This is a genomic window from Prochlorococcus marinus CUG1417 (assembly GCF_017695975.1).
In the GTDB taxonomy this organism is placed as follows: domain Bacteria; phylum Cyanobacteriota; class Cyanobacteriia; order PCC-6307; family Cyanobiaceae; genus Prochlorococcus_A; species Prochlorococcus_A marinus_AG.
In genome coordinates this window covers 347,507-367,975 of the sequence record NZ_JAAORN010000002.1, presented here as the reverse complement: position 1 = coordinate 367,975, position 20,469 = coordinate 347,507, and the positions used below count along the sequence as shown (strand labels likewise).

24 protein-coding genes are annotated in these 20,469 nt (G+C 30.7%); 12 read left to right on the top strand and 12 right to left on the bottom strand.

All coding sequences use genetic code 11. The features are described from left to right. Positions 1-3: 3 nt before the first annotated feature. From HA140_RS08140 to HA140_RS08110, 7 genes are all read left to right on the top strand, one after another. Positions 4-156, top strand: a complete 153-nt coding sequence (locus HA140_RS08140; protein ID WP_011863593.1) for a high light inducible protein — start codon at positions 4-6, stop codon at positions 154-156. Positions 157-185: 29 nt separating this feature from the next. Next, the gene (gene rlmN / locus HA140_RS08135; protein ID WP_209040616.1) at positions 186-1,232 is read left to right on the top strand and encodes a 23S rRNA (adenine(2503)-C(2))-methyltransferase RlmN; all 1,047 of its coding nucleotides are present in this window, start codon (positions 186-188) and stop codon (positions 1,230-1,232) included. Positions 1,233-1,446: 214 nt separating this feature from the next. Continuing rightward, complete coding sequence (locus tag HA140_RS08130; protein ID WP_209040615.1) at positions 1,447-2,214, top strand: HEAT repeat domain-containing protein; 768 nt, start codon at positions 1,447-1,449, stop codon at positions 2,212-2,214. 148 nt (positions 2,215-2,362) lie between these two features. Then, a complete protein-coding gene (locus HA140_RS08125) occupies positions 2,363-2,578 on the top strand; it encodes a DUF2997 domain-containing protein (RefSeq protein WP_209040614.1) in 216 nt (71 codons plus the stop codon). Beyond that, positions 2,565-2,957 carry a DUF1257 domain-containing protein gene (locus HA140_RS08120; protein ID WP_209040613.1) on the top strand — a complete coding sequence of 131 codons (393 nt, stop codon included), beginning with the start codon at positions 2,565-2,567 and terminating at the stop codon, positions 2,955-2,957. The genes HA140_RS08125 and HA140_RS08120 overlap by 14 nt, the downstream gene beginning before the upstream one ends. 9 nt (positions 2,958-2,966) lie before the next feature. Continuing rightward, positions 2,967-3,326: a ferredoxin gene (locus tag HA140_RS08115; RefSeq protein ID WP_209040612.1), complete on the top strand. Its 360-nt coding sequence runs from the start codon at positions 2,967-2,969 to the stop codon at positions 3,324-3,326. A gap of 11 nt (positions 3,327-3,337) precedes the next feature. Next, a complete protein-coding gene (locus HA140_RS08110; protein WP_209040611.1) occupies positions 3,338-4,531 on the top strand; it encodes an aldo/keto reductase in 1,194 nt (397 codons plus the stop codon). A 2-nt stretch (positions 4,532-4,533) separates the two neighbouring features. On the opposite strand, the gene rsmG is transcribed toward HA140_RS08110, so the two are convergent. Further along, positions 4,534-5,247, bottom strand: coding sequence for a 16S rRNA (guanine(527)-N(7))-methyltransferase RsmG (rsmG, locus tag HA140_RS08105; protein ID WP_209040610.1), 714 nt, complete (start codon positions 5,245-5,247; stop codon positions 4,534-4,536). 89 nt (positions 5,248-5,336) lie between these two features. Here rsmG and HA140_RS08100 point away from each other — a divergent pair, with 89 nt between their 5' ends. Further along, positions 5,337-5,774, top strand: a complete 438-nt coding sequence (locus HA140_RS08100) for a J domain-containing protein (protein WP_209040609.1) — start codon at positions 5,337-5,339, stop codon at positions 5,772-5,774. Between the two features lie 16 nt (positions 5,775-5,790). Continuing rightward, the gene (locus HA140_RS08095) at positions 5,791-6,048 is read left to right on the top strand and encodes a DUF3143 domain-containing protein (RefSeq protein WP_025923542.1); all 258 of its coding nucleotides are present in this window, start codon (positions 5,791-5,793) and stop codon (positions 6,046-6,048) included. 8 nt (positions 6,049-6,056) lie between these two features. Here the strand turns inward: HA140_RS08095 and bioA are convergent, their stop codons facing one another. Genes bioA through HA140_RS08070 form a run of 5 tightly spaced genes read right to left on the bottom strand, consistent with a single transcriptional unit; the run spans position 6,057 to position 10,624 of the window. After that, complete coding sequence (bioA, locus tag HA140_RS08090) at positions 6,057-7,358, bottom strand: adenosylmethionine--8-amino-7-oxononanoate transaminase (protein WP_209040608.1); 1,302 nt, start codon at positions 7,356-7,358, stop codon at positions 6,057-6,059. Then, a complete protein-coding gene (gene bioD, locus HA140_RS08085; protein WP_209040607.1) occupies positions 7,359-8,024 on the bottom strand; it encodes a dethiobiotin synthase in 666 nt (221 codons plus the stop codon). After that, positions 8,021-8,791, bottom strand: coding sequence for a methyltransferase domain-containing protein (locus HA140_RS08080; protein WP_209040606.1), 771 nt, complete (start codon positions 8,789-8,791; stop codon positions 8,021-8,023). The genes bioD and HA140_RS08080 overlap by 4 nt, the downstream gene beginning before the upstream one ends. Beyond that, entirely contained in the window at positions 8,784-9,488 is a 705-nt protein-coding gene (locus HA140_RS08075; RefSeq protein ID WP_209040605.1) for a hypothetical protein, read from the bottom strand. The genes HA140_RS08080 and HA140_RS08075 overlap by 8 nt, the downstream gene beginning before the upstream one ends. Further along, on the bottom strand, positions 9,485-10,624 hold the full coding sequence (locus HA140_RS08070) for an aminotransferase class I/II-fold pyridoxal phosphate-dependent enzyme (protein ID WP_209040604.1): 1,140 nt from the start codon (positions 10,622-10,624) through the stop codon (positions 9,485-9,487). The genes HA140_RS08075 and HA140_RS08070 overlap by 4 nt, the downstream gene beginning before the upstream one ends. 139 nt (positions 10,625-10,763) lie before the next feature. Here HA140_RS08070 and HA140_RS08065 point away from each other — a divergent pair, with 139 nt between their 5' ends. After that, positions 10,764-13,490: a DEAD/DEAH box helicase gene (locus HA140_RS08065; RefSeq protein ID WP_209040603.1), complete on the top strand. Its 2,727-nt coding sequence runs from the start codon at positions 10,764-10,766 to the stop codon at positions 13,488-13,490. A gap of 10 nt (positions 13,491-13,500) precedes the next feature. Here the strand turns inward: HA140_RS08065 and HA140_RS08060 are convergent, their stop codons facing one another. Then, complete coding sequence (locus tag HA140_RS08060; RefSeq protein WP_209040602.1) at positions 13,501-14,886, bottom strand: class II fumarate hydratase; 1,386 nt, start codon at positions 14,884-14,886, stop codon at positions 13,501-13,503. Positions 14,887-14,934: 48 nt separating this feature from the next. After that, positions 14,935-16,230 carry an adenylosuccinate lyase gene (gene purB, locus HA140_RS08055; protein ID WP_209040601.1) on the bottom strand — a complete coding sequence of 432 codons (1,296 nt, stop codon included), beginning with the start codon at positions 16,228-16,230 and terminating at the stop codon, positions 14,935-14,937. A gap of 281 nt (positions 16,231-16,511) precedes the next feature. On the opposite strand from purB, the gene HA140_RS08050 reads away from it, so the two are divergent. Further along, a complete protein-coding gene (locus HA140_RS08050; RefSeq protein WP_209040600.1) occupies positions 16,512-17,324 on the top strand; it encodes a TlyA family RNA methyltransferase in 813 nt (270 codons plus the stop codon). 1 nt (position 17,325) lies between these two features. On the opposite strand, the gene HA140_RS08045 is transcribed toward HA140_RS08050, so the two are convergent. After that, complete coding sequence (locus HA140_RS08045) at positions 17,326-17,664, bottom strand: P-II family nitrogen regulator (RefSeq protein WP_011377098.1); 339 nt, start codon at positions 17,662-17,664, stop codon at positions 17,326-17,328. Positions 17,665-17,688: 24 nt separating this feature from the next. Then, positions 17,689-17,934 (bottom strand): hypothetical protein, encoded by a 246-nt coding sequence (locus tag HA140_RS08040; RefSeq protein WP_209040599.1) that lies wholly within the window; start codon positions 17,932-17,934, stop codon positions 17,689-17,691. 176 nt (positions 17,935-18,110) lie between these two features. Between HA140_RS08040 and queF the strand changes: the two genes are divergently transcribed. Then, the gene (queF, locus tag HA140_RS08035) at positions 18,111-18,521 is read left to right on the top strand and encodes a preQ(1) synthase (RefSeq protein ID WP_209040598.1); all 411 of its coding nucleotides are present in this window, start codon (positions 18,111-18,113) and stop codon (positions 18,519-18,521) included. On the opposite strand, the gene HA140_RS08030 is transcribed toward queF, so the two are convergent. Together HA140_RS08030 and HA140_RS08025 are read right to left on the bottom strand one after the other, a co-directional pair. Next, positions 18,518-19,804, bottom strand: a complete 1,287-nt coding sequence (locus HA140_RS08030; protein ID WP_209040597.1) for a cytochrome c biogenesis protein ResB — start codon at positions 19,802-19,804, stop codon at positions 18,518-18,520. The two genes, queF and HA140_RS08030, sit on opposite strands and share 4 nt — an antisense overlap. Further along, positions 19,805-20,461, bottom strand: coding sequence for a cytochrome c biogenesis protein CcdA (locus HA140_RS08025; RefSeq protein ID WP_209040596.1), 657 nt, complete (start codon positions 20,459-20,461; stop codon positions 19,805-19,807). Positions 20,462-20,469 lie beyond the last annotated feature (8 nt).

Below are 20,469 nucleotides of genomic sequence, written 5' to 3'. Positions count from 1 at the left end.
GTGATGATTAAGCCTGAGATTGTCCCCAAAAGAAAATTACCTCGTTATGGATTTCATTTTTATAATGAAAGACTTAATGGAAGAATGGCCATGATTGGCTTTATTGCACTTATTCTTACGGAATTCTTTTTAAAACATGGTCTATTGTTATGGTAAAGATAATTTAATAGTAAACATAGGTTAATTTGAAAAATCTTCTTGGCAGTAGTATTCAAGATTTAGAAAAGGTGGCTTTACACTATGGTCAAGCTGCTTTTAGAGGTCGCCAAATTTATAATTGGATATATAACTACAAGAATAAAAAGAAAAATATTGATCATATAGATGTCTTACCTTTAGATTTTAGAAAAAATTTAAAAAATGATGGCTTTAAAGTAGGTGAACTTAAATTTCAAGAAAAAAATTTAGCTAATGATGGCACTTTAAAGTTATTACTTTCAACAAACGACAATGAAAGTATTGAGTGCGTTGGCATACCAACTGAAAACAGACTCACTGCATGTCTTTCTAGTCAAGTTGGCTGTCCAATGGACTGCAAATTCTGTGCAACTGGGAAGGAGGGTTTAAAGAGATCTTTAAAAACAACTGAAATATTAGATCAAATTTTATTTATTGAAAATGAAATGAATAGAAAAGTGACAAATATTGTTTTTATGGGAATGGGTGAACCCTTACTGAATATAGATGATTTGCTTCTATCCATTAGATCTATAAATGAGGATTTTCAAATTAGCCAAAGAAAGATAACTGTGAGCACTGTTGCTGTACCAAGGATGATATATAAATTATCATCAAAGTCTTTTCAGATTTTGGGTAAATGCCAGTTTACATTAGCAATAAGCCTTCACGCTTCAAATCAAAAAATAAGAGAAATGATAATACCAAGTGCAAAAAACTATGATATCAAAAATATAATTGAGGATTCCAAGCAATTTGTAAAAGATACTGGCCGGAGGGTAAGTTTTGAATATTTAATGTTAAGTGGCGTTAATGACAAATTAGAACATGCCGATGAATTGAGTGATTTGCTAAAAGGGTTTCAATGTCACGTCAATTTAATTCAGTATAACCAAATTGATGAGGTTGAATTTAAACGAGCATCTTCGAAAAATCTGCAATTATTTCAATCTAGACTTTCTAATAATGGAATCGCTGTAAGCTTGCGAAAAAGTAGAGGTTTAGATAAAAATGCTGCATGTGGTCAGTTAAGACAAAATGCGATAAATAAATAATATTATCTAAAGAAAATTTTTTTAAAGTATATATAACAGGTTATTATTGATTTAATTAATTTTGAATCTTTGGGTTTTATTAAGACAAAACTTTTACCTTTCGCTATCGTCGTACTTTTTGGGATTGCCTTCTTTGCAGTTAGTGCGAGAATTTGGTTACCAGGAGATATGATGTCGCCTGCACCCATGAATTAATATTTTTAGTTTTTTTTAAATGACAAAAAATAATGATCCTAAAAAAGAAAGCCTAGCTGAAATTGCAGTTGATCCAGATATTTTAGCAAGAGAACTGGCTCTAGAGATTGAAATAGATCCTTTAGAACAGATTGATGAAGATGCATTTTCAAAAGGTTTAAACATAGCTCAAGAGTGCAATGAAGCTTTAAAAATGCTTACAGGTAACAGAGAAGAAAGAATACAGGGTTTAAGAATATTTTGTGAATATAGAGATAAAAGATCTTTCCCCCTTTTATTACCATTGCTTGATCAACCTTGTCCTGTTGAGAGAATGAGTGCGGTATACGCTTTAGGTAGAAATCCATGTCCTAGCGCAGTTAAGAAACTTGTAAGTCTTTTGGAGACTGATGATAATGCTTATGTTAGAAGGGCAACTGCATGGAGCTTAGCTAATTATGATGACCAAATTGTACTAAATCCGTTAATTAGTGCTTTAAAGAATGATGTAGCCGCAGTCAGGTTATGGTCATCTAGTTCTTTAGCTGAAATTGGAAATGTTTCTTTGGAAAATGCTCAATTAGCAGCAGAACAGCTTTTAATAAGTTTAAAGATAGATAACGAATCAGGGGTTAGAAGTAATTGCATTTGGTCATTGTGTAGGTTGTATGAAAAATTGAACAATACATTTCAAGAAAGTTTCGTTGATGAATGTACCAAGATAGCTCTTTTCGATAAAGAACCATCAGTTATGGAAGAAGCAAAAACTGCTTTGGATTCAATGGGGATGCAAGGTTTTTATAATTAAATATCTTGATTTAGTTACCAGAACGCTACCTAAAAAATTAATTTATCAACTATTCAAAATAAAAATTAAAATTAATTAACTTGTACCAACTGAAACAAAATATTTTCGTTATTCTATATAAAGTAAAAGTACTCAGTACTTGAATTTAATGCCTCAAAAAACATTGAGATTCAAAATTCATCAAGACGGAAGAGTTGAAGAGACAGTTGAAGGATTCACTGGTAATTCATGTAATGAAGCTACTAAAAATCTTGAAAACGCTCTCGGAAAAGTAACAGTTAAGAATAAAACATCTGATGCTTTCATCTCCAACCAAAATGAAAACTTAAAACAATTAAACAACGAATCTAATGTCACATTTTAGTACTATTAAAACTCAGCTTAAAGAAGTAGATCCTTTAATTAAAGCCTTGAACAACTTAGGTTACTCAATTAATCAAGAAGAAAAGTTTATAAAAGGGTATAGAGGAAAATCTACAGCAGTTGATATTAGCCTCAATTTACAGAGTGATACTAAAGTTGGATTTAAATGGGATAATAATTCAAATTCTTATGAACTTGTTACTGACCTTGATCTATGGAAACTTAATATCCCAGTCGAAAGATTTATTTCTAAAGTTACTCAAATGTATGCTTATCAAACAATTATTACTAAGACAAAAGAAGATGGATACCAAGTAGTAGAACAAAAAAATAAAAATGATGGTTCTATTGAGTTGGTTTTAACTAAGTGGGAGAACTAACGTCAGAGTATGGATTTTAAAGATCCATTTATTAATTTTCAAGAAAATATCGAAATTACAGGATTTGAACCTGTTTTAGGTGGTGAGTTATCTGAAAAAGCTGTATGGGTTGATGAGGCTAGGTGTATTGGTTGCCAATACTGTTTACATGTTGCTTCAAATACTTTCATTGTCGATGAATTTCATGGTAGAAGCCGAGCTATGAGACAAGATGGAGATAGTGTAGATGTTATTCAAGAGGCAATAGATACGTGTCCAGTTGATTGTATTCACTGGGTAAAGTTTGAAGAATTAGATGATTTAGAGAAAAGTCTAGATAGAGATATGTTTCAATCATTTGGAAAACCACCAAGAATGAATAAGCATTAATTATCAAAAAAATGGAATATCGTAGATTTGGCAGAACCAATCTAAAGATTCCTATTCTATCTCTGGGTGGCATGAGATTTCAAAAAAGTTGGGATCAATTAGACTTTTCTGAGATTTCATATGAAGAGCAAACTAAAGTAGAGAATATTTTAAAACTGGCAAACAAATATGGCTTAAGTCATGTAGAAACTGCTAAGTACTATGGAACTTCTGAGGTGCAATTAGGAATAGGTTTTAAAAATATTGAAAAAATCCCAAATATTATTCAAACCAAGATTCCTCCAAATAGTGATTCCGAAGTTTTTAAGAAAGATGTTCTGACAAGTATTGATAAATTGAAAGTTAAAAGAATTGATTTGCTTGCGATACATGGCATTAATACAGAGGAACATTTGCATCAGGCTATTAGAAATGGAGGTTGTATTGAAATCTTAAGGAAGATGCAAAAAGAAAATTTAATTGGATCTATTGGATTTTCAACCCATGGAAAATCTTCACTTATTGAGAAGGCCATATCAACAAACTTATTTGATTATGTAAATTTGCACTGGTATTTCATAAATCAAAAAAATACAAAGGTTATTAAATTAGCAAATAAGTTTGATCTTGGGGTTTTCATAATAAGTCCTACGGATAAAGGGGGACATCTACATACTCCCTCAACAAAAATGTTGGAACTTTGTAGCCCACTTCATCCTATAGTTTTTAATGATCTTTTTTGCTTAAGAAATCAAAATGTCCATACTTTGAGTGTGGGTATTGCAAAAGAGACAGATTTTGCTCTGCATTTACAAGCTGTCTCGTTGTTATCAGAATCTGAGAAGTATGTGCCTAGGATAATTAACAAATTAAGGCAGGAATCAATTAATTCTTTAGGTTTAGAGTGGCATCAAAATTGGAATAGAAATTTACCAAGTTGGGAATATACCCCGGGAAATATTAATATTCCCGTTCTGCTTTGGCTTTCAAATTTAATTAATTGGTTGGGTATGGAAGGATATGCAAGAGCTAGATATCAATTACTTGGTAATGGAAGTCACTGGTTCCCAGGATGTAACGCAAATTTACTAGATGTAGATGTTTCTGAGGGACAATTATTGAAAGTATTAGAAGGTCATATAAATCCAAAAAAAGTTATAAAAATATTGAGAAATTTAAAAGAAAAGTTTGGAGATAAGAATGGTAAAAGATTATCAAAAAAATAATTTTATAATGGATTTTTTTCAGGTTTGCCAACTTTTCTTGGGTAAATTTCAGGACAAAAATTCTTTGGTTGAATAAGAATAATGTTTCGAGTGCCTTTATTTCTTGGTAATTGTATCTCTTTTTTATCTTTAACTTTCCCTTCTAATATTTCTAAAGTTTTATCTAGATTTTTGCTTTCTTCATTAGTCCATTTGCCACAATATAAAACTCCAAACCCTTCTTTTTTTAACATTGGTAGAATATATTCTGAAACTGTTGATGGATTACTAACTGCTCTAGTTGTTGCAATATTAAAATTATTTCTCATTGACGATTGGTGGGCTAAGTTCTCAACACGATCATTGATTACATGAATATTGTTTTTGAAATTGATCTGTTCAACTAAAATTTTTATTGCATCTGTTTTCTTTTTCAAAGAATCAATTAAGTATATCTCAGAATTAGGATGAGTTATTGCATAAGCTAAACCTGGGAAGCCACAGCCTGATCCAATATCTAAAAATTTTTTATTATCAAAATTAATATTCGTGAAAGCTTTGAATGGCCAAATGCTGTCAAAAACTTGAGATACCCAATAATCATCCCCATCAGTTAATTTTGTAAGATTGGTTTTATTATTTAATTCTTTAATTTTAATTTGTAACTCTTGAAATAAATTTATTTCTTCTTCATTTATTAAGGAAAGAATTTCTTCTGGAATGTTTTGTTTTTTCATTTCGTTATAAATATGAATTTTAACCATCCATTACATACATTCTATTTAGTAAAAATTTATTAGAATTACAATATTAATAAAAGATTATTTTGAAAGGGGAAACTTCCTATTACAAAATTTTAGGTGTAAATGAAAATGCATCCAATCATGAATTAAGAAAGGCATTTTGTAAACTTTCTATTGAGTTACATCCCGATACAACTTCATTAGAAATAGACGTTGCTAAAAGTAAATTTCAAGAAGTTCTTGAAGCTTATGAACATTTGAATAATAGTAATTTGAGGAAAATATATGATGAAAAACTAAAAGAAAACTCTAAAAGTAATAATACTAACGTTTTAAATAATTTAGTAATCGATTCTAATAATCAAAATTTAATAGGAAATAGAAGACCTTTTTCGAATGGAGAATTGTTTTCGTTGTTTCTTTTAATTATCATAATTTCTATAAGTTTAATTTGTTCAATTTTTATTGCTTCTTTTACTGGAAAAGAATTAGAGACAATACCGCTTTGGCTAATCAACTAATTTTTTTAAAAAGTCTGTGAATCCCTCTAAAAAACCTATCAATCAAAATTCACTGCAATCATTGGAATTGTGGCTAACTGATTTGGGTGCTGTGAAGGATATTAATAATCCATCTAAATGGTATCTGTTACTTTCAAATTGGAATGCAACTATTATTTTTGAACAAGAAGATTTAAGTGTTATTTGGGAAAGTGAAGGACAAGAAACTAAAAGACTATTTTCCTATTGCATTAATAGAGAAGATGTGGAAAATGCAATACTGCAGGGACCTTAAATTTCTATCTAAATATTTTCTAAGATTCGCCTTATTATCCAGTAACTTTTTTCTAATTGATCATCGGTTATACAGAGAGGTGGCAAGAGATAAATAACATTTCCGAGAGGTCTAATAAATAAACCTTGCTCCATTGCAAGACTCTTTATTTCTTTCCCAATATTATTGAAATAACCTTTTTTGTTCCCAATATCTAAATCGAAGGCAGCAATTGTGCCGGATACCCTTATTTTTTTTATATAGGGTAAGTTTTGAAATTTAATTAAGTGAGATAAATGTTTTTCTTCAAATGAAAGGTATTTGTGTGGTTCTTTTTCTAATAAATCAAGGCTAGCGTTTGCCGCAGCACAACCTAAAGGATTAGCAGTAAAACTATGTCCATGCCAAAAAGTTTTTCTTGGGGAATCATCAATAAAGGATTGAAAAATTTTTTCTTTACATAAAGTTATTCCCATTGGTAAAAATCCACCAGTTAAGCCTTTTGAAATGCTTATTAAATCGGGAACGATTTTTGCCTTTTGAAACGCAAAAAGACTTCCACATCTTCCAAACCCAGTCAAAACTTCATCAGCAATTAACAAAGAATTATTATTGTTTATAATTTCTGAAACTTTTTTTATAAACTGAGGCCTAACCATATTCATCCCTCCTGCTCCCTGAACAAGTGGCTCAAGTATTACTGCAACTGTGGGAGTTTTAAGTAGAGTTTCTAATTTTTGGATCGCCTCATTTTCCTTACTTTCTACTTCTTCATCGTTCATCCAAGTTGAAGGCCATGGGACTCTCCTAACTGGGAACATAAGATTATCGAAATTCTCATTAAAAATATTTCTTTCACCTAAAGCCATTGCTCCAAATGTATCGCCATGATAGGCGCCATCAAAAGCTACTATTTGAGTTCTTGTCTCTCCTCTATTTTGCCATGATTGGAAGGCAATTTTTAAAGCAACTTCCACTGCAGTAGAACCGTTATCAGAAAAGAATAATCGTTCTAGTTTTGTTAATTTACTAAGTCTTTCCGCCAATTTTTTTGCCTGTGGATGTAAAAAATCAGCAAATATAACTTGCTCAAGTTTTTTTGATTGATTGAAAATGGCATCCGCAATGTATTGGTTACTATGTCCATGAAGAGTTACCCACCAACTACTGATTGCATCTATTAGCTCTTTTTTAGGATTTTTAGTAAATAGGAGGGCATCTTGCCCATGAGTTACTTCTATTTGCGGTTTGCTGTTATTGATTTGTGTAAAAGGTGGCCAAATATTTGGGTGCCAATCTTGATTTGGAGTTTTTGAATCCAAAGATTTCATTTAACTTATTTTTGAGTTTAAAAGTGAGATCAACTTATTCTTGATGTCTAGTTCTTTCCATATTATATCTAAATTGTTTGAGTCCATTTTTTCGATGTAAGGAAATTCAGCAATTAACGGAATACCACTAAAATCAACTAGTGTTCTTGGATTATCTAGGTGTTTTTCACCATTAACTACTAAACCTAAAATCTCAATATTTCTTCGTTTTAAGGCCTCAATACTAAGTAGGGTATGGTTAAGAGTGCCAAGTGAGCTCTTGCATACAAGTATTACCGGAAGATTCCATTGTTTTATTTGATCTATTTGCAAAAAATTTCGTGTTATTGGAACCATTAATCCACCTGCAGTTTCTACAATTAATGAGCCTTGCACTTTTGGCAATCTCAACTTGTCAAAATTAATAGTTTTTTGATCTATTTCAGCAGCCCAATGAGGAGATAAAGGTTTAGTAAAGACATAAGCTTCTTTGATGATTTTTTCTTTACTTAATTGTGCAAGCTTTTCAACAGTTTGACTATCAGTTTGCGATTCAATACCGCTTTGAATAGGCTTCCAATAAAAGGAATTTAATCCTTTAACGAAAAAAGAGCTTATTAAAGTTTTTCCAATATCAGTATCTGTTCCACAAATTATAAATTTGAAAATACTATCCTGACTACTCATAATTTCTTTATGATTTGAATCTCAATTTGCCATGAAAGGTTAACTGTATTATTGTAATTCTTAGGCCAAAACTTTTGCATTTTTTTTAACTCCTTTACTGTTTTGAGTTTACAATTTGTTGATTGTGCCCCTACATTTTTAATGCTTCTAAAAAGCTTATATACATCTTCAAAATTTTCAAGATAATTAAACTGTTCTGAATAATAAATTTCAGTTGATTTGAAATCTTTTAATAATTCTTTAGAGCTAAGGAAATTAAGACCACTATATTCAATATCAATTTTTCTACAAGTATTTTTCCATTCAGGAAAACAATTTTTTGTTGGATAAGAAATGATTAAAAACCCTCCAGATTTTAATTTACTAAACCAATTTTTTATTATCTTTTCTGGCTTGTTTAACCAATGGATGCAAAAGTTAGATGTTAATAGAGAACAGTTATTGATTTCAGGAGGTAAATCATTATTCAAATCCCATAAAATTTTTTTACTAGATAATTTATTCTCAAGAAGCATTTTTTTGCTGAAATCAATTCTGGATACTTTTTGGGAAGAAAAACTTTTTTCTATTTCATCAGCTAATATTCCTGGTCCTGATCCTAGATCTATCCATTCACCTTTTTTTTGGGGATTTAATTCTTTGATAAATTGAACAATCTTTTTTGCAAAAAATTTCTGAATATTTGAATGCTCTAAATACCGATTTGCAGCATCATTAAAATTATTTTTTATTTTCTCATTCCACTTTGTATTATCCATTTCAATCATTAAATGTTTTAAATAAAATCTCGTATAAATTTAAATTAGTTAAGCAATGACCTTGTTGAGCTAATTTGATTAAGATGGGCTTCCTATCAATTGTTCTATTTAAGAAATCTAAAAAGTTATTATTTGCTTCGTTATCAAGAATCAAGTCATTTTCTGATTTTATAAAAATAATTCTGCAATCTTTTTTTAAAAAAACTGGAAAATCTCTATTGATGTAAAGTTGTTTTAAATCATTTAAAAGAAGAGTTTTATTTAAACTTTCTAAATTTTTATATAAGATATTTCTAAAACTATAATTTATATCGTTTGGCATAAATGATCTATGTATAAATTCTTTCAAAATATCTTTTGTCGCATCTTTTATGATTTTTGTTTCCATTCTTTTTAGAGACCTCAAAATAAAGTTTCTCTTATTACTTAAAGGCAGAAAATTATTAAAAGAATTTATTAGAACGATATGAGTAGCTTCTTTTAAAATTGTTTTTGGCATTAAATGAAAACCATATGAATGGCATAAAGTCATTCTGATTTCTTTTTTTTGGTCGCTTTTAATCCATGTTGCTTGAAAATTATCTTTCGAAAAATATCCTCTTTCATTATCTTGCCAATGCCAATTATTCTTTAAAAAATCAACTTTATATTCATCCCAGAAATGTTTATTTAGTCCCCACCCATGTTGAGTAATGATTTGTTTCATTTAAACTCTTTTAAAACTTTAATGAAATTCTTTAGCAGATTAGAATCTAAGTTTCTTCTTATTGTTATTCTGATTCTTGATTGACCCAGAGGTACAGTTGGAGGTCTTATTGCAATTGCTAAAAACCCATTTTTTTCGAGATACTTTTGTAGATAAATTGCCTTCTCTTCTTGGCCAACAATAATAGATAAGATGTGAGAATCTCCCAAAATTGGAAAACTAAAATTTTTAATAATTTCATTTTTCCATATCTTCGCAGAAGATAACAAATCATTAGCCCATTCTTTATTTTTTAAAATTTTTTTTAAACCTTCTAGTGCCGCAGCAGCTAAGGCGGGAGCAAGCGCGGTTGTATACCTAAATGCACCACTTGTTTGGATAAGATATTCACCAATTTCTGAATTGGAAGCTATGAAAGCTCCACCGCTTCCAAATGCTTTTCCAAAAGTTCCAGTAATCATTGTTATATCCGAACGATAATTAAAACTTAAACCCCTGCCTTCAGGGCCCAAGATCCCAATTGCATGGGCTTCGTCAACTAATAATTGAACACTATTTTTGTTGCAAATTTCCGTTATTTCTCTGAGCGGGGCAATTGATCCCTCCATGCTATAAAGAGATTCGACAACAACTAAAATGGAATTTTTTGCGGGGTTAGACTTAATAATTTTATCTTCTAAATCTTTTAAATTATTGTGTGAAAATCGAACTAGTTTAGCTTGAGCAGCTTTAACTCCAACCAATAAAGAGTTATGGATTAATTTATCTGCTATTACGATACTATTTTTGTTTGCTAAAGTCTGGATAGCGGCTATATTTGCTTGAAATCCGCTTGGGAAAAGTAATACTTTATCTTGATCAAGCCACTTGGCAAGTTCTGTTTCTAATAATTTATGTATTGGTCTTGAACCTGTAATAAACCTAGAGCTTCCTGAACCAATACCTTCTAACATGCTTATTTCGTAAGCAGCTTTTATTAAATCCTTGTCCCTACTTAACCCAAAATAATCATTACTGCATAAGTCTATAAGTTTTTTATTTTGCGAATTTAAACTTAGAAGTTCGAATGATTTTTTACCTAAAGAAAATGTTTTTAATTTACGGATTCTATTTTTTGGAATTTTTATTTTTTTCATTTTGGCAAAATAAAATATAGTGGATTTAATTAAAAAGATTTAGATTTACTATTAAAGTTTGCAAGGTATTTTTTGTTTATTAATATCTATATAGATCATATATTAAGAAGTTAACTCATCCTCTCATCAATCACAATTATTGCTTAATTTAGAGGAATATTTCCCCTTTCCACTAGATGAGTTCCAATTAGAAGCAATTCGAGCTATTAATAGCGGAAATTCTGTTGTTTTAACGGCACCAACAGGTTCGGGTAAAACATTGATAGGTGAATTTGCTATATATAGAGGCTTATCTCATGACAGTAGAGTTTTTTATACAACACCTTTAAAAGCACTATCAAATCAAAAGTTTAGAGATTTTGCTAATCAATATGGTGATAATAAAGTGGGTCTTTTGACTGGAGATATAAGTATAAATAGAGAAGCACCAATCTTAGTTATGACGACTGAGATTTTTAGGAACATGCTTTATGGCGAATTTGATGAATTTGATGATCCCTTAGAGAATTTAGAATCTGTGATTCTTGATGAATGCCATTATATGAATGACCCCCAAAGAGGCACAGTTTGGGAAGAAACTATAATTCATTGCCCCACTAGAACTCAAATAATAGCTTTATCAGCAACAATAGCGAATGCAGATCAACTACAAAATTGGATAGAAAAAGTTCATGGGCCCACAGTACTAATTAATAGCGATAAGAGACCAGTCCCACTTGATTTTATTTTTTGTAGTATCAAGGGCCTCCATCCACTTTTAAATAATAAGGGTAATGGAATTCATCCAAACTGTAAGATTTGGAGAGCTCCAAAAGGGCAGAAAATGAAAGGAAAAGTGGGCAGGATAATGCAACCAAAGTCTCCCTCAATTGGCTTTGTGATCTCTAAACTAGCTGAACGAAATATGTTGCCAGCTATTTATTTTATCTTTAGTAGAAGAGGATGTGACAAGGCTATTGAGAATATAAAAGACTTAACTTTAGTAAGTTATTCAGAAGCGAATATGATATCCCAAAAATTAGGTGTTTATCTTAAAAATAATCAAGAGGCAATTAAAGATAAATCTCAATGCGAGGCATTAAAACGAGGTATCGCATCTCACCATGCTGGATTATTGCCTGCATGGAAAGAATTGGTTGAGGAATTATTTCAGCAAGGTTTGATAAAAGTTGTTTTTGCAACTGAAACTCTTGCTGCAGGAATTAATATGCCCGCAAGAACTACTGTTATTTCTTCTTTATCAAAAAGGACAGAAGATGGGCATAGATTATTATTTAGCAGTGAATTTTTGCAAATGTCAGGAAGAGCTGGAAGAAGAGGAAAAGATACCCAAGGATATGTTGTTACATTACAAACAAGATTCGAAGGTGCCAAAGAAGCAAGTGCACTGGCTATTAGCAAACCAAATTCTTTAGAGAGTCAATTCACTCCTAGTTATGGAATGGTACTTAATCTTTTACAAAGTTATACTTTAGAAAAGTCTAAAGAATTAATTAAAAGAAGTTTTGGTAGTTTTTTATATTTAGGTGAATCTTCAGGTGAAAATATAATTCTTGAAAATTTAGATAAGGATTTAATTGAATTAAAAAAAATTACATCTAACGTTTCATGGAAAGATTTTGATGCCTACGAAAAGTTGAAAAATCGTCTTAAAGAAGAGAGAAGACTCTTGAAAATATTAGAAAAACAAGCAGCAGAAAAATTATCAGAAGAGATCACTAATGCACTCCCATATATTAAAGATGGAAGCTTAATTTCAATCAAAGCTCCTCAAATTAAAAGAAAAATTGTTCCAGGATTAATTTGTAAGAAAATATATGAATCCCAAAAAATAAAGAGTTTATTGTGTTTGACAGTTGATAATTTATTTATTCTTATAAAACCCTCATACATTGTAAGTATTTTTAATGATTTGGATGCAATTGATGTCTTAGGACTTGAAGTACCAAAGATGTATTTTTCTGGAGAGGTATTTAGGGGGGATGATGTGTCGCAGTGTTATGCAGATCGAATTTTAGAAGTTTCTAAAAAAAATGATTTACAAACTCAACAATATGATTTGTCAACGGAAGTTTTGACACAACAGCAACAAATTAATAATTTAGAAGAAATAGTCAATGATCATCCCGCACATAGATTTGGAGACTCTAGAAAATTAAAGAAATATAGAAAAAGAATTGTTGATGTTGAACAAGAAATATATATGAGAAAAAAACTTCTTGAGGATAAAGAAAATCATAACTGGAGAACTTTTACCAATTTGATTAAAATTTTAAATCATTTCGGTTGTTTAAATGATTTGGAATTGACAGAAGTTGGACAAACAGTTGGTGCAATAAGAAGTGAAAATGAATTATGGATTGGTCTGGTTTTAGTTAGTGGTTATTTAGACGATTTAGATCCTCCTGAGTTAGCTGCAATTATTCAAGCTATCTGTGTTGATATAAGGAGGCCCAATCTTTGGTGTAATTTTAAGCCTTCTTTAAAGGTAATAGATGTTTTTAATGAATTAGATGGTTTGCGAAAATTAGTCGCCTCTCAACAAAATAAGTTTCATATTGAAATTCCTATTTATTTAGAAACAGAGTTAACTGGAATTATTTCTGAATGGGCAAGAGGAAAAAAATGGAAAGATTTGGTTTTTAATACTTCATTAGACGAAGGTGATGTAGTGAGGATTATTAGAAGATCAATTGATGTCCTTTCTCAAGTTCAATACTGTATTGGTGTTAGTAATAAATTAAAAAGCAAAGCGAAGCTAGCATTAAAAGCTATTAATCGTTTTCCTGTTTCTGAATCTAATGATCTTATAAAAGTCTCTGAAGATATTAATCCTGCAACAAGAAGAATTGACAATAATTCTTAAATTTTTTAAATCAAATCATTGAATTGATATTCATTGCTTCATCAAATTCATCTTCATTTAAATAGCCTAATTTAAGTGTAGCCTCTTTTAAATTTAATGATTCTTTGAAGGCAAGGTTTGCAATTTCAGCTGCTTTTTCATAACCAACTTTTGGCACTATGGCTGTAACCAGCATTAGTGAATTTTCTAAATTTAACTTCATTCTCTTTTGATTAGGTTCCATCCCATCAACTAATTTTATCCTGAAGTTTTCTATTACATTTTTTATTAATTTTAAACTCGTGAGAATATTAAACCCAATAAGAGGCTTATATTCATTCATCTGTAAAGTGCCACTGGAATTTGCCATTGAAACTGCATATTCAAGACCCATTATCTGAGTGCAAACCATTGATAAGGCTTCGCATTGAGTTGGATTCACTTTACCCGGCATGATAGAACTTCCAGGTTCATTTTGAGGAATAATTAGTTCATATATTCCTGATCTTGGACCAGAAGATAGAATTTTTATATCATTTGAAATTTTAAATAATGTACCTGCTAATATTTTTATCTGACTCATTACTTGAGCTAGACGATCATGAGAGGCCATGATAGAAAAATTATTTTTTGATTTATAGAACATTAGATTAGTATCATCGGAAATTGATTTTATAGACTCTTCACAAAATCCTTTTGGACAATTAATCCCTGTTCCAACTGCAGTTCCTCCCAGAGGTAAGAAATACAATTCTTTCAGACTAATAATAATTGCATTCTCAGCATCTTTAAGTTGCTCTGACCAGCCTGATATTTCTTGCCCAAAAGTAAGGGGAACTGCATCTTGAAAATGGGTTCTTCCTATCTTTATAAGGTCTTTCCATTCTTCACTTTTTTTATCAAGGATCTTCGTAAGTTTTCTTATTGTTGGAACTAAATTTTTTATTATTTCATTAACAACAGATATTTGAATAGCAGCAGGAAAAGTATCATTTGTTGACTGAGATTTATTTACATCATCATTTGGATGAATTGGTTGATGACTACCAAGCTCTGAATTAGTTTTTAAAGCTGCAATATTTGAAATTACCTCATTAACATTCATATTTGTTTGCGTACCACTACCTGTTTGCCAAATCTTTAGGGGAAACTGTGAATCATGAAGCCCATCAAGTATTTCCGTACATGCCTCTACAATCAAATCTTTTTTCCTTTTATCAATTAAACCTAAATTGAAATTCGCAATTGAAGCAGCTTTTTTTATGAGGGTGAGTGAATAAATTAACTCAATTGGAATTAATTCTTCTCCGATAGAAAAATTTATTATCGATCTTTGTGTTTGAGCGCCCCACAAAGCTTCCATGGGAACCTCTATTTTTCCCATACTATCTTTTTCAATCCTAAAGTTTTTTGTCATTATTCCTCTGAAAACACTGGTTTAACTTAGATAAGGTTTTCAGTAATCCTAGATACCTAACTTTTTCCATATTACACTTAAATTATTGAGATGAATTGAAGGATTAAAACATTCTTCTAAGTCACTTTGATCAATAAGATCCATTATTTCATTATCACTCTCTATATTTTGTTTAAAATTCCCATTCTGAGTATTCCAGGCCTGATGAGCATTTTTTTGTACTAATCTATAAGCCTTTTCTCTAGAAAAGCCCTTCTCTACAAGCAAAAGTAAAACTTTCTGACTAAAGATTACACCACCATATATATTTAAATTTTTGAGCATATTTTTTGGATAAACTTCCAAATTGCGTACTATTTCTTTCATTTCCCTGAGCATAAAATGCAAACAGATTGATACGTCAGGTAACATGATACGTTCATTTGAACTATGGCTTATATCTCTTTCGTGCCAAAGTGGAACATTTTCCAGTGCTGTTAAGACGTAACTCCTCAAAATTCTTGCTAAACCGCTTACTCTTTCACTTCGAATAGGATTTCTTTTGTGAGGCATGGCAGAACTTCCTTTTTGCCCTTTTGTAAAGCCCTCTTCAACTTCTAAAACATCAGTTCTTTGTAAATTTCTTATTTCAGTTGCAAATCTATCTAGAGAAGCGCCAACTAGTGCAATAGTTTGAACATATTCTGCATGTCTGTCTCTAGATATAACCTGCGTACTTGCTGTATCTGGTTTTAAGCCTAGTAAATCACAAGTTATCTGTTCCACCTCAGGGTTTGTATTAGCGTAAGTTCCCATGGCTCCGCTTATTTGTCCAATTGCTACAGATTCTTTCAGTGTTAACAATCTTTTTTTGTTCCTTATTATTTCTGCTAACCATCCAGCAAGTTTAAAACCGAAAGAAATTGGCTCCCCATGAATTGCATGAGATCTCCCAATCATTAATGTATTTTTATGCTTCCCAGCTAATAATCTGACTTCATTTTCTAGGTTCTCAATTTCTTCTAATAACAATTCGCAAGAATCTTTTAACTGAAGAGATAAGCCAGTATCCAGTACATCGCTACTGGTCATACCGACATGTATGTATCTTCCAGAATCTCCCACAAATTCATTTACGCTTGTAAGAAATGCTATGACATCATGTTTAACTTCTTTCTCAATTTCAGTAATTCTGGATTCATCAAACTTTGCATTTGAAAGTATCTCTTTCATGGCATTCTCAGGAATTTTCCCGAGGGAAAAATTTGCTTCACATGCAGCTAATTCAACCTTAAGCCAACTCTGGAATTTTGAGCTTTCAGTCCAGATTTTCCCCATTTCGGGTAATGTGTAACGCTCGATCACGATTTTTATTAAACATCAATTTAAACTTTATAACCAAAATTGAATTATTGCCCTATACCTTAAAGATGTACTTGCCATTGAACATATTTGCCTGATTATTATTTTCTTATGTAACATTTTTCTGTCAATCAAAGAAAGTTTAAATAAAAAATATTTGCGTTTATTACCTTCTTTATTAATGGGTAATTTTTTAGTTCTAATTTAAAATTAGAAGGTATGAGAGAATTTGGATCTTAATCTTGTATAAGTTCATTATTCAGTCTTTTGTTATTGATGAATAGATGATTAAAAAAATTAGATTAGACCTTTATCTTCTTAAAAAAGGTTTGTGTGAAACTCGTCAAAAAGCCCAAGGTTTAATTCTTGCTGGCAAGGTTAGAGATATAAATGGAAAAGTATTGGATAAACCTGGACATCAAGTATTGATTGGATCTGAATTTTTTATTGATTCCGAACCTATGTTTGTTTCAAGGGGAGGGGAAAAATTATTGGAGGCATTTAAAAAACTTGAAATTAAAGTAAAAGATAAAATATGTATTGACGCAGGAATCTCAACGGGAGGATTTACTGATTGCTTATTGCAACAAGGAGCAAAGTTAGTCTATGGGATAGATGTTGGTTATGGACAGACTGCATGGAAGATTAGAAAAAACCCAAAAGTGGTACTTTTTGAAAGAACAAATATTCGAAATTTAAAACCTAAGGATCTTTTATCTAGAAGTGATGAATTACCAAATTTTGTAGTTGCTGATTTGTCTTTTATTTCATTAAAGTTAGTTTTTAAATCCATTAGTAATTTATTAGTAGGAGATTGTATAGAAGGGATATTTTTAATTAAACCTCAATTTGAGGTGGGTAAAGATAAAGTCAGTAAAGGTGGTGTAGTTCGTAATCCTAAATTCCATACTGAGGCCATAGAGTCTGTTATTGAAACTGCTAAAAGTTTTCAATGGAATATAAAGAATTTGATAGCTTCTCCTTTAGTAGGCCCTGCTGGAAATCATGAATATTTAGCTTGGATGTGCTTCAAAAGTGAATCAAATCCACGTATTAATAGTGAATATATACAAAATTTAGTAAGAGAAACTCTTTAAATTAAAGAGCTTCTTCATCTTTGTCGCCAGTTCTAATTCTCACAACAGAATCAATTGATGTGATGAATATTTTTCCATCACCTATCTCACCAGTTTTTGCTGCTTCAGCAATCGCATCTATTACTGAATTAACCTTTTCATCTTCCACTACAACTTCTACTTTGAGTTTTTGAAGGAACTCTACAGTAAATTCGGAACCTCTATATCTTTCAACTTGTCCTTTTTGCCTCCCAAAACCTCTGACTTCGCTAACTGTCATTCCGACAATACCTGAGTTTACTAATGCAATTTTTACATCCTCTAGTTTAAACGGACGTATGATCGCCTCAATTTTCTTCATGATTAGAGATTGAATATTATTATTTTAATCGTTTTTTTGGAAAACATCCAACATTGAAATATCAGAAAAACATTTAATATCAAGGCCTGCATCTGTGGCGTCTTCAATTAATAATTTGGAATTTTCCTCAGAAATAATTATTGTATTGTTTGATAAAGCTTCCCACTGATCATTCTCGAAGTGTGTTTGAAGCCATAACATTCCAATTGCACTTTTCGGCTGAAGTGACTTATTTAAGTTGTTATCGATAGTTATCAAACAAATGTCCATTAATTTTTCTTTAAACTAGAAATATCTAACCGTTTAGAATGGCATCAGAATGTTGCGGATGATACAAAAATAAGTTTTCACATCTTTTGACTTAGTCAATTGTCATAATTTACCTTAATGAGATTTTGCGAATTTTGATCTTTTTATATAGTTTTAGTAAATAAATTCTACTAAAAATGAGTAAAGCTAAATTAGATGATTCGACACAAAGACCTTTATATGGTGAGAGAATTATTGAAGAATCAAAAATAATTTGTTTCGATAATCCAAATAAGAAAAGAATTTATGAAATTTCTATTCAGTTACCTGAATTTACATGTAAGTGCCCCTTTTCTGGTTATCCAGATTTTGCAGAGCTAAATATCATTTATCAACCTAATTTGAAAGTTTATGAGTTGAAGTCTTTAAAGCTTTATATTAACAACTATAGAGATATAAAAATATCACATGAGGAAGTTGTAAATAGAATTATGGATGATTTAGTGAATGAAGGTTCACCTCATTGGATACATTTAAATGCTGCATTTAACCCCAGAGGGAATGTCTCTATGCAGTTAGATATTTTTAGTGGGCAGAAAAGAAATTAAAAATTTTTTATTTCGTCTGATAATTTAAAAAATTCTTTTTTAAAACCAACTAGATTTTTATTACTAAGGCCTCCAATAGATAACTTTTGTGATTCTTTATTTACCAGTATCCATAATTGGTTAGTTGGTATAAGACTTATTATTGTTCCAAAAATTATTAAGATAAAAGAAAAGTAAATAAATGGTATTGATGGATCATTTTTAATTATTAATCCACTGCTGGGGATTATTTTTTTCAGAGATACTTTTGAAGAGTTAACTTCTAAAGGATCGTCATTGATATAGAGATTATTCCCGGAAAAATTTTCTATATTCGAAATTTTAAGTGGACCATTTTCATTATCTATTGTCAAAAGAAAATTTTTTTTAGTATCCGATCCTAATTCAACTAAAACTCCCCAAAGTTGATTACCAATTTCTGGAATCTCCTTTAATTGTAATTGATAAAGGATATTATCTATTTCTAAAACAACATTTGATATTGCCCAATCTGCTTGATAAATAGTTAATCCTTTAAACCTTATTGGGTGATTAACTTTGGTTGTTTTTATTTCATTTAAATTTAGATCTTCGGAAGAAAAATTTAATTTTGAAATAAACTGTTTGGGCACACCATCACTTTCACGTTCTATAAAGAAATCGACTAATTTTATATTGGCTTTTGAGTTTGTGCTCTCATTAATAAGATCTAAAGTTTCTCCAGGCAGTAAATATTGTTCTTTTGATTGACTTGTAAAACTTCCATATGCTGAACCTATAAGTAAGATTATTAATCCGATATGTACAACTAAAGGACCGATTTTTCCAATTAACCCCTTTCTTGCAGAAATATGACTATTAAATTTGTATGTTTTCCATCCTTTTTTTTTAAGTAATAAATCTACTTTTGATATATGTTCTCCATCTTGATTGATTGGATGACTTGTACTTAGTTGCAGTTTGCTAAACTTTTTCTCGCTCTTATATTCAATCCATTTCAATGAAGCTTTTAATGAAGGAATTTGTCTCCTGAAACTACAAGCTGCAAGAGAAATGCAAAGAAGAATTAATGTAAATAAAAACCAAAAGCTTGTGTATATATGATCCAATTGAAGTTTTAAGACTTTTTCTCCATCTAAAAATCCAAAAATGGGAGCACTATCGAAATTATCAATATAGAATTTACCATTACTACCTTGAGGTATAAAAGTACCTATTCCAGAGGCAATAGCAATGAAGATTATCAGCGATATAGAGAATCTTAAACTTGATATTTTTAAAATTAGATTCTTAAAAATAATCATTTAAATCCAATTTGAAAATAAATTTAATAACCCTAGGGAAACTAAAAATATCCCACTTAAAGTAGGAATTATTTGACTAAATTTTCTAAGAGCTAAAAATTGCTTTAAGTTTTCTGCTGTAGCTCCTGCAATGATTAATGGGGTTACTTGGCCTATACCAAAGAAAAATAAAAAAATAATTGAGATTATCGGGTTTTTAGCTTGCGATACCCAAGCCAAAAGAGTTGCTAAAACTGGAGTTATGCATGGCGAAGAGGCTAATCCAAAAGTAGTCCCTATGGCAAAAGGCGTTATAAATGTTGGTATTTTATCTTCAAATATTTTTATATCAGGTCCATTCGGAAACTGAAACTTTAGAATTCCTAATAAATTTAAACCCATTATTATTGCTATTAGGGCAACAAATGAAGTGTAATAAGATGGAATTTGCCCATATATTTTACCTAAGAATCCACTCGCAGCCCCCAGTGCAACAAGCGAAAAAACTACACCTCCTGAAAAACTAATAAGTTTAAATTTATTTTTCTCTGTTCCGCCGATGTAAGCAATAGTCACTGGCATTAATGATAATGAACATGGCCCAAGACTTGTTAAAAGTCCTGCACTGAAAACCAAAAATATAGTAAATGGACCAGGACTATTAAGACCATTCTGCATAAGCAGAT

Coding starts and splice junctions, on each gene's coding strand:
- queF (WP_209040598.1), top strand. CDS start 18,111: ATGAGTAAAGCTAAATTAGATGATTCGACACAAAGACCTTTATATGGT.
- HA140_RS08130 (WP_209040615.1), top strand. CDS start 1,447: ATGACAAAAAATAATGATCCTAAAAAAGAAAGCCTAGCTGAAATTGCA.
- HA140_RS08050 (WP_209040600.1), top strand. CDS start 16,512: ATGATTAAAAAAATTAGATTAGACCTTTATCTTCTTAAAAAAGGTTTG.
- HA140_RS08030 (WP_209040597.1), bottom strand. CDS start 19,804: ATGATTATTTTTAAGAATCTAATTTTAAAAATATCAAGTTTAAGATTC.
- HA140_RS08075 (WP_209040605.1), bottom strand. CDS start 9,488: ATGAAACAAATCATTACTCAACATGGGTGGGGACTAAATAAACATTTC.
- HA140_RS08070 (WP_209040604.1), bottom strand. CDS start 10,624: ATGAAAAAAATAAAAATTCCAAAAAATAGAATCCGTAAATTAAAAACA.
- HA140_RS08060 (WP_209040602.1), bottom strand. CDS start 14,886: ATGACAAAAAACTTTAGGATTGAAAAAGATAGTATGGGAAAAATAGAG.
- HA140_RS08110 (WP_209040611.1), top strand. CDS start 3,338: ATGGAATATCGTAGATTTGGCAGAACCAATCTAAAGATTCCTATTCTA.
- HA140_RS08125 (WP_209040614.1), top strand. CDS start 2,363: ATGCCTCAAAAAACATTGAGATTCAAAATTCATCAAGACGGAAGAGTT.
- HA140_RS08140 (WP_011863593.1), top strand. CDS start 4: ATGATTAAGCCTGAGATTGTCCCCAAAAGAAAATTACCTCGTTATGGA.
- HA140_RS08080 (WP_209040606.1), bottom strand. CDS start 8,791: ATGATTGAAATGGATAATACAAAGTGGAATGAGAAAATAAAAAATAAT.
- bioA (WP_209040608.1), bottom strand. CDS start 7,358: ATGAAATCTTTGGATTCAAAAACTCCAAATCAAGATTGGCACCCAAAT.
- HA140_RS08025 (WP_209040596.1), bottom strand. CDS start 20,461: ATGCAGAATGGTCTTAATAGTCCTGGTCCATTTACTATATTTTTGGTT.
- HA140_RS08045 (WP_011377098.1), bottom strand. CDS start 17,664: ATGAAGAAAATTGAGGCGATCATACGTCCGTTTAAACTAGAGGATGTA.
- rsmG (WP_209040610.1), bottom strand. CDS start 5,247: ATGAAAAAACAAAACATTCCAGAAGAAATTCTTTCCTTAATAAATGAA.
- HA140_RS08115 (WP_209040612.1), top strand. CDS start 2,967: ATGGATTTTAAAGATCCATTTATTAATTTTCAAGAAAATATCGAAATT.
- bioD (WP_209040607.1), bottom strand. CDS start 8,024: ATGAGTAGTCAGGATAGTATTTTCAAATTTATAATTTGTGGAACAGAT.
- HA140_RS08120 (WP_209040613.1), top strand. CDS start 2,565: ATGTCACATTTTAGTACTATTAAAACTCAGCTTAAAGAAGTAGATCCT.
- HA140_RS08040 (WP_209040599.1), bottom strand. CDS start 17,934: ATGGACATTTGTTTGATAACTATCGATAACAACTTAAATAAGTCACTT.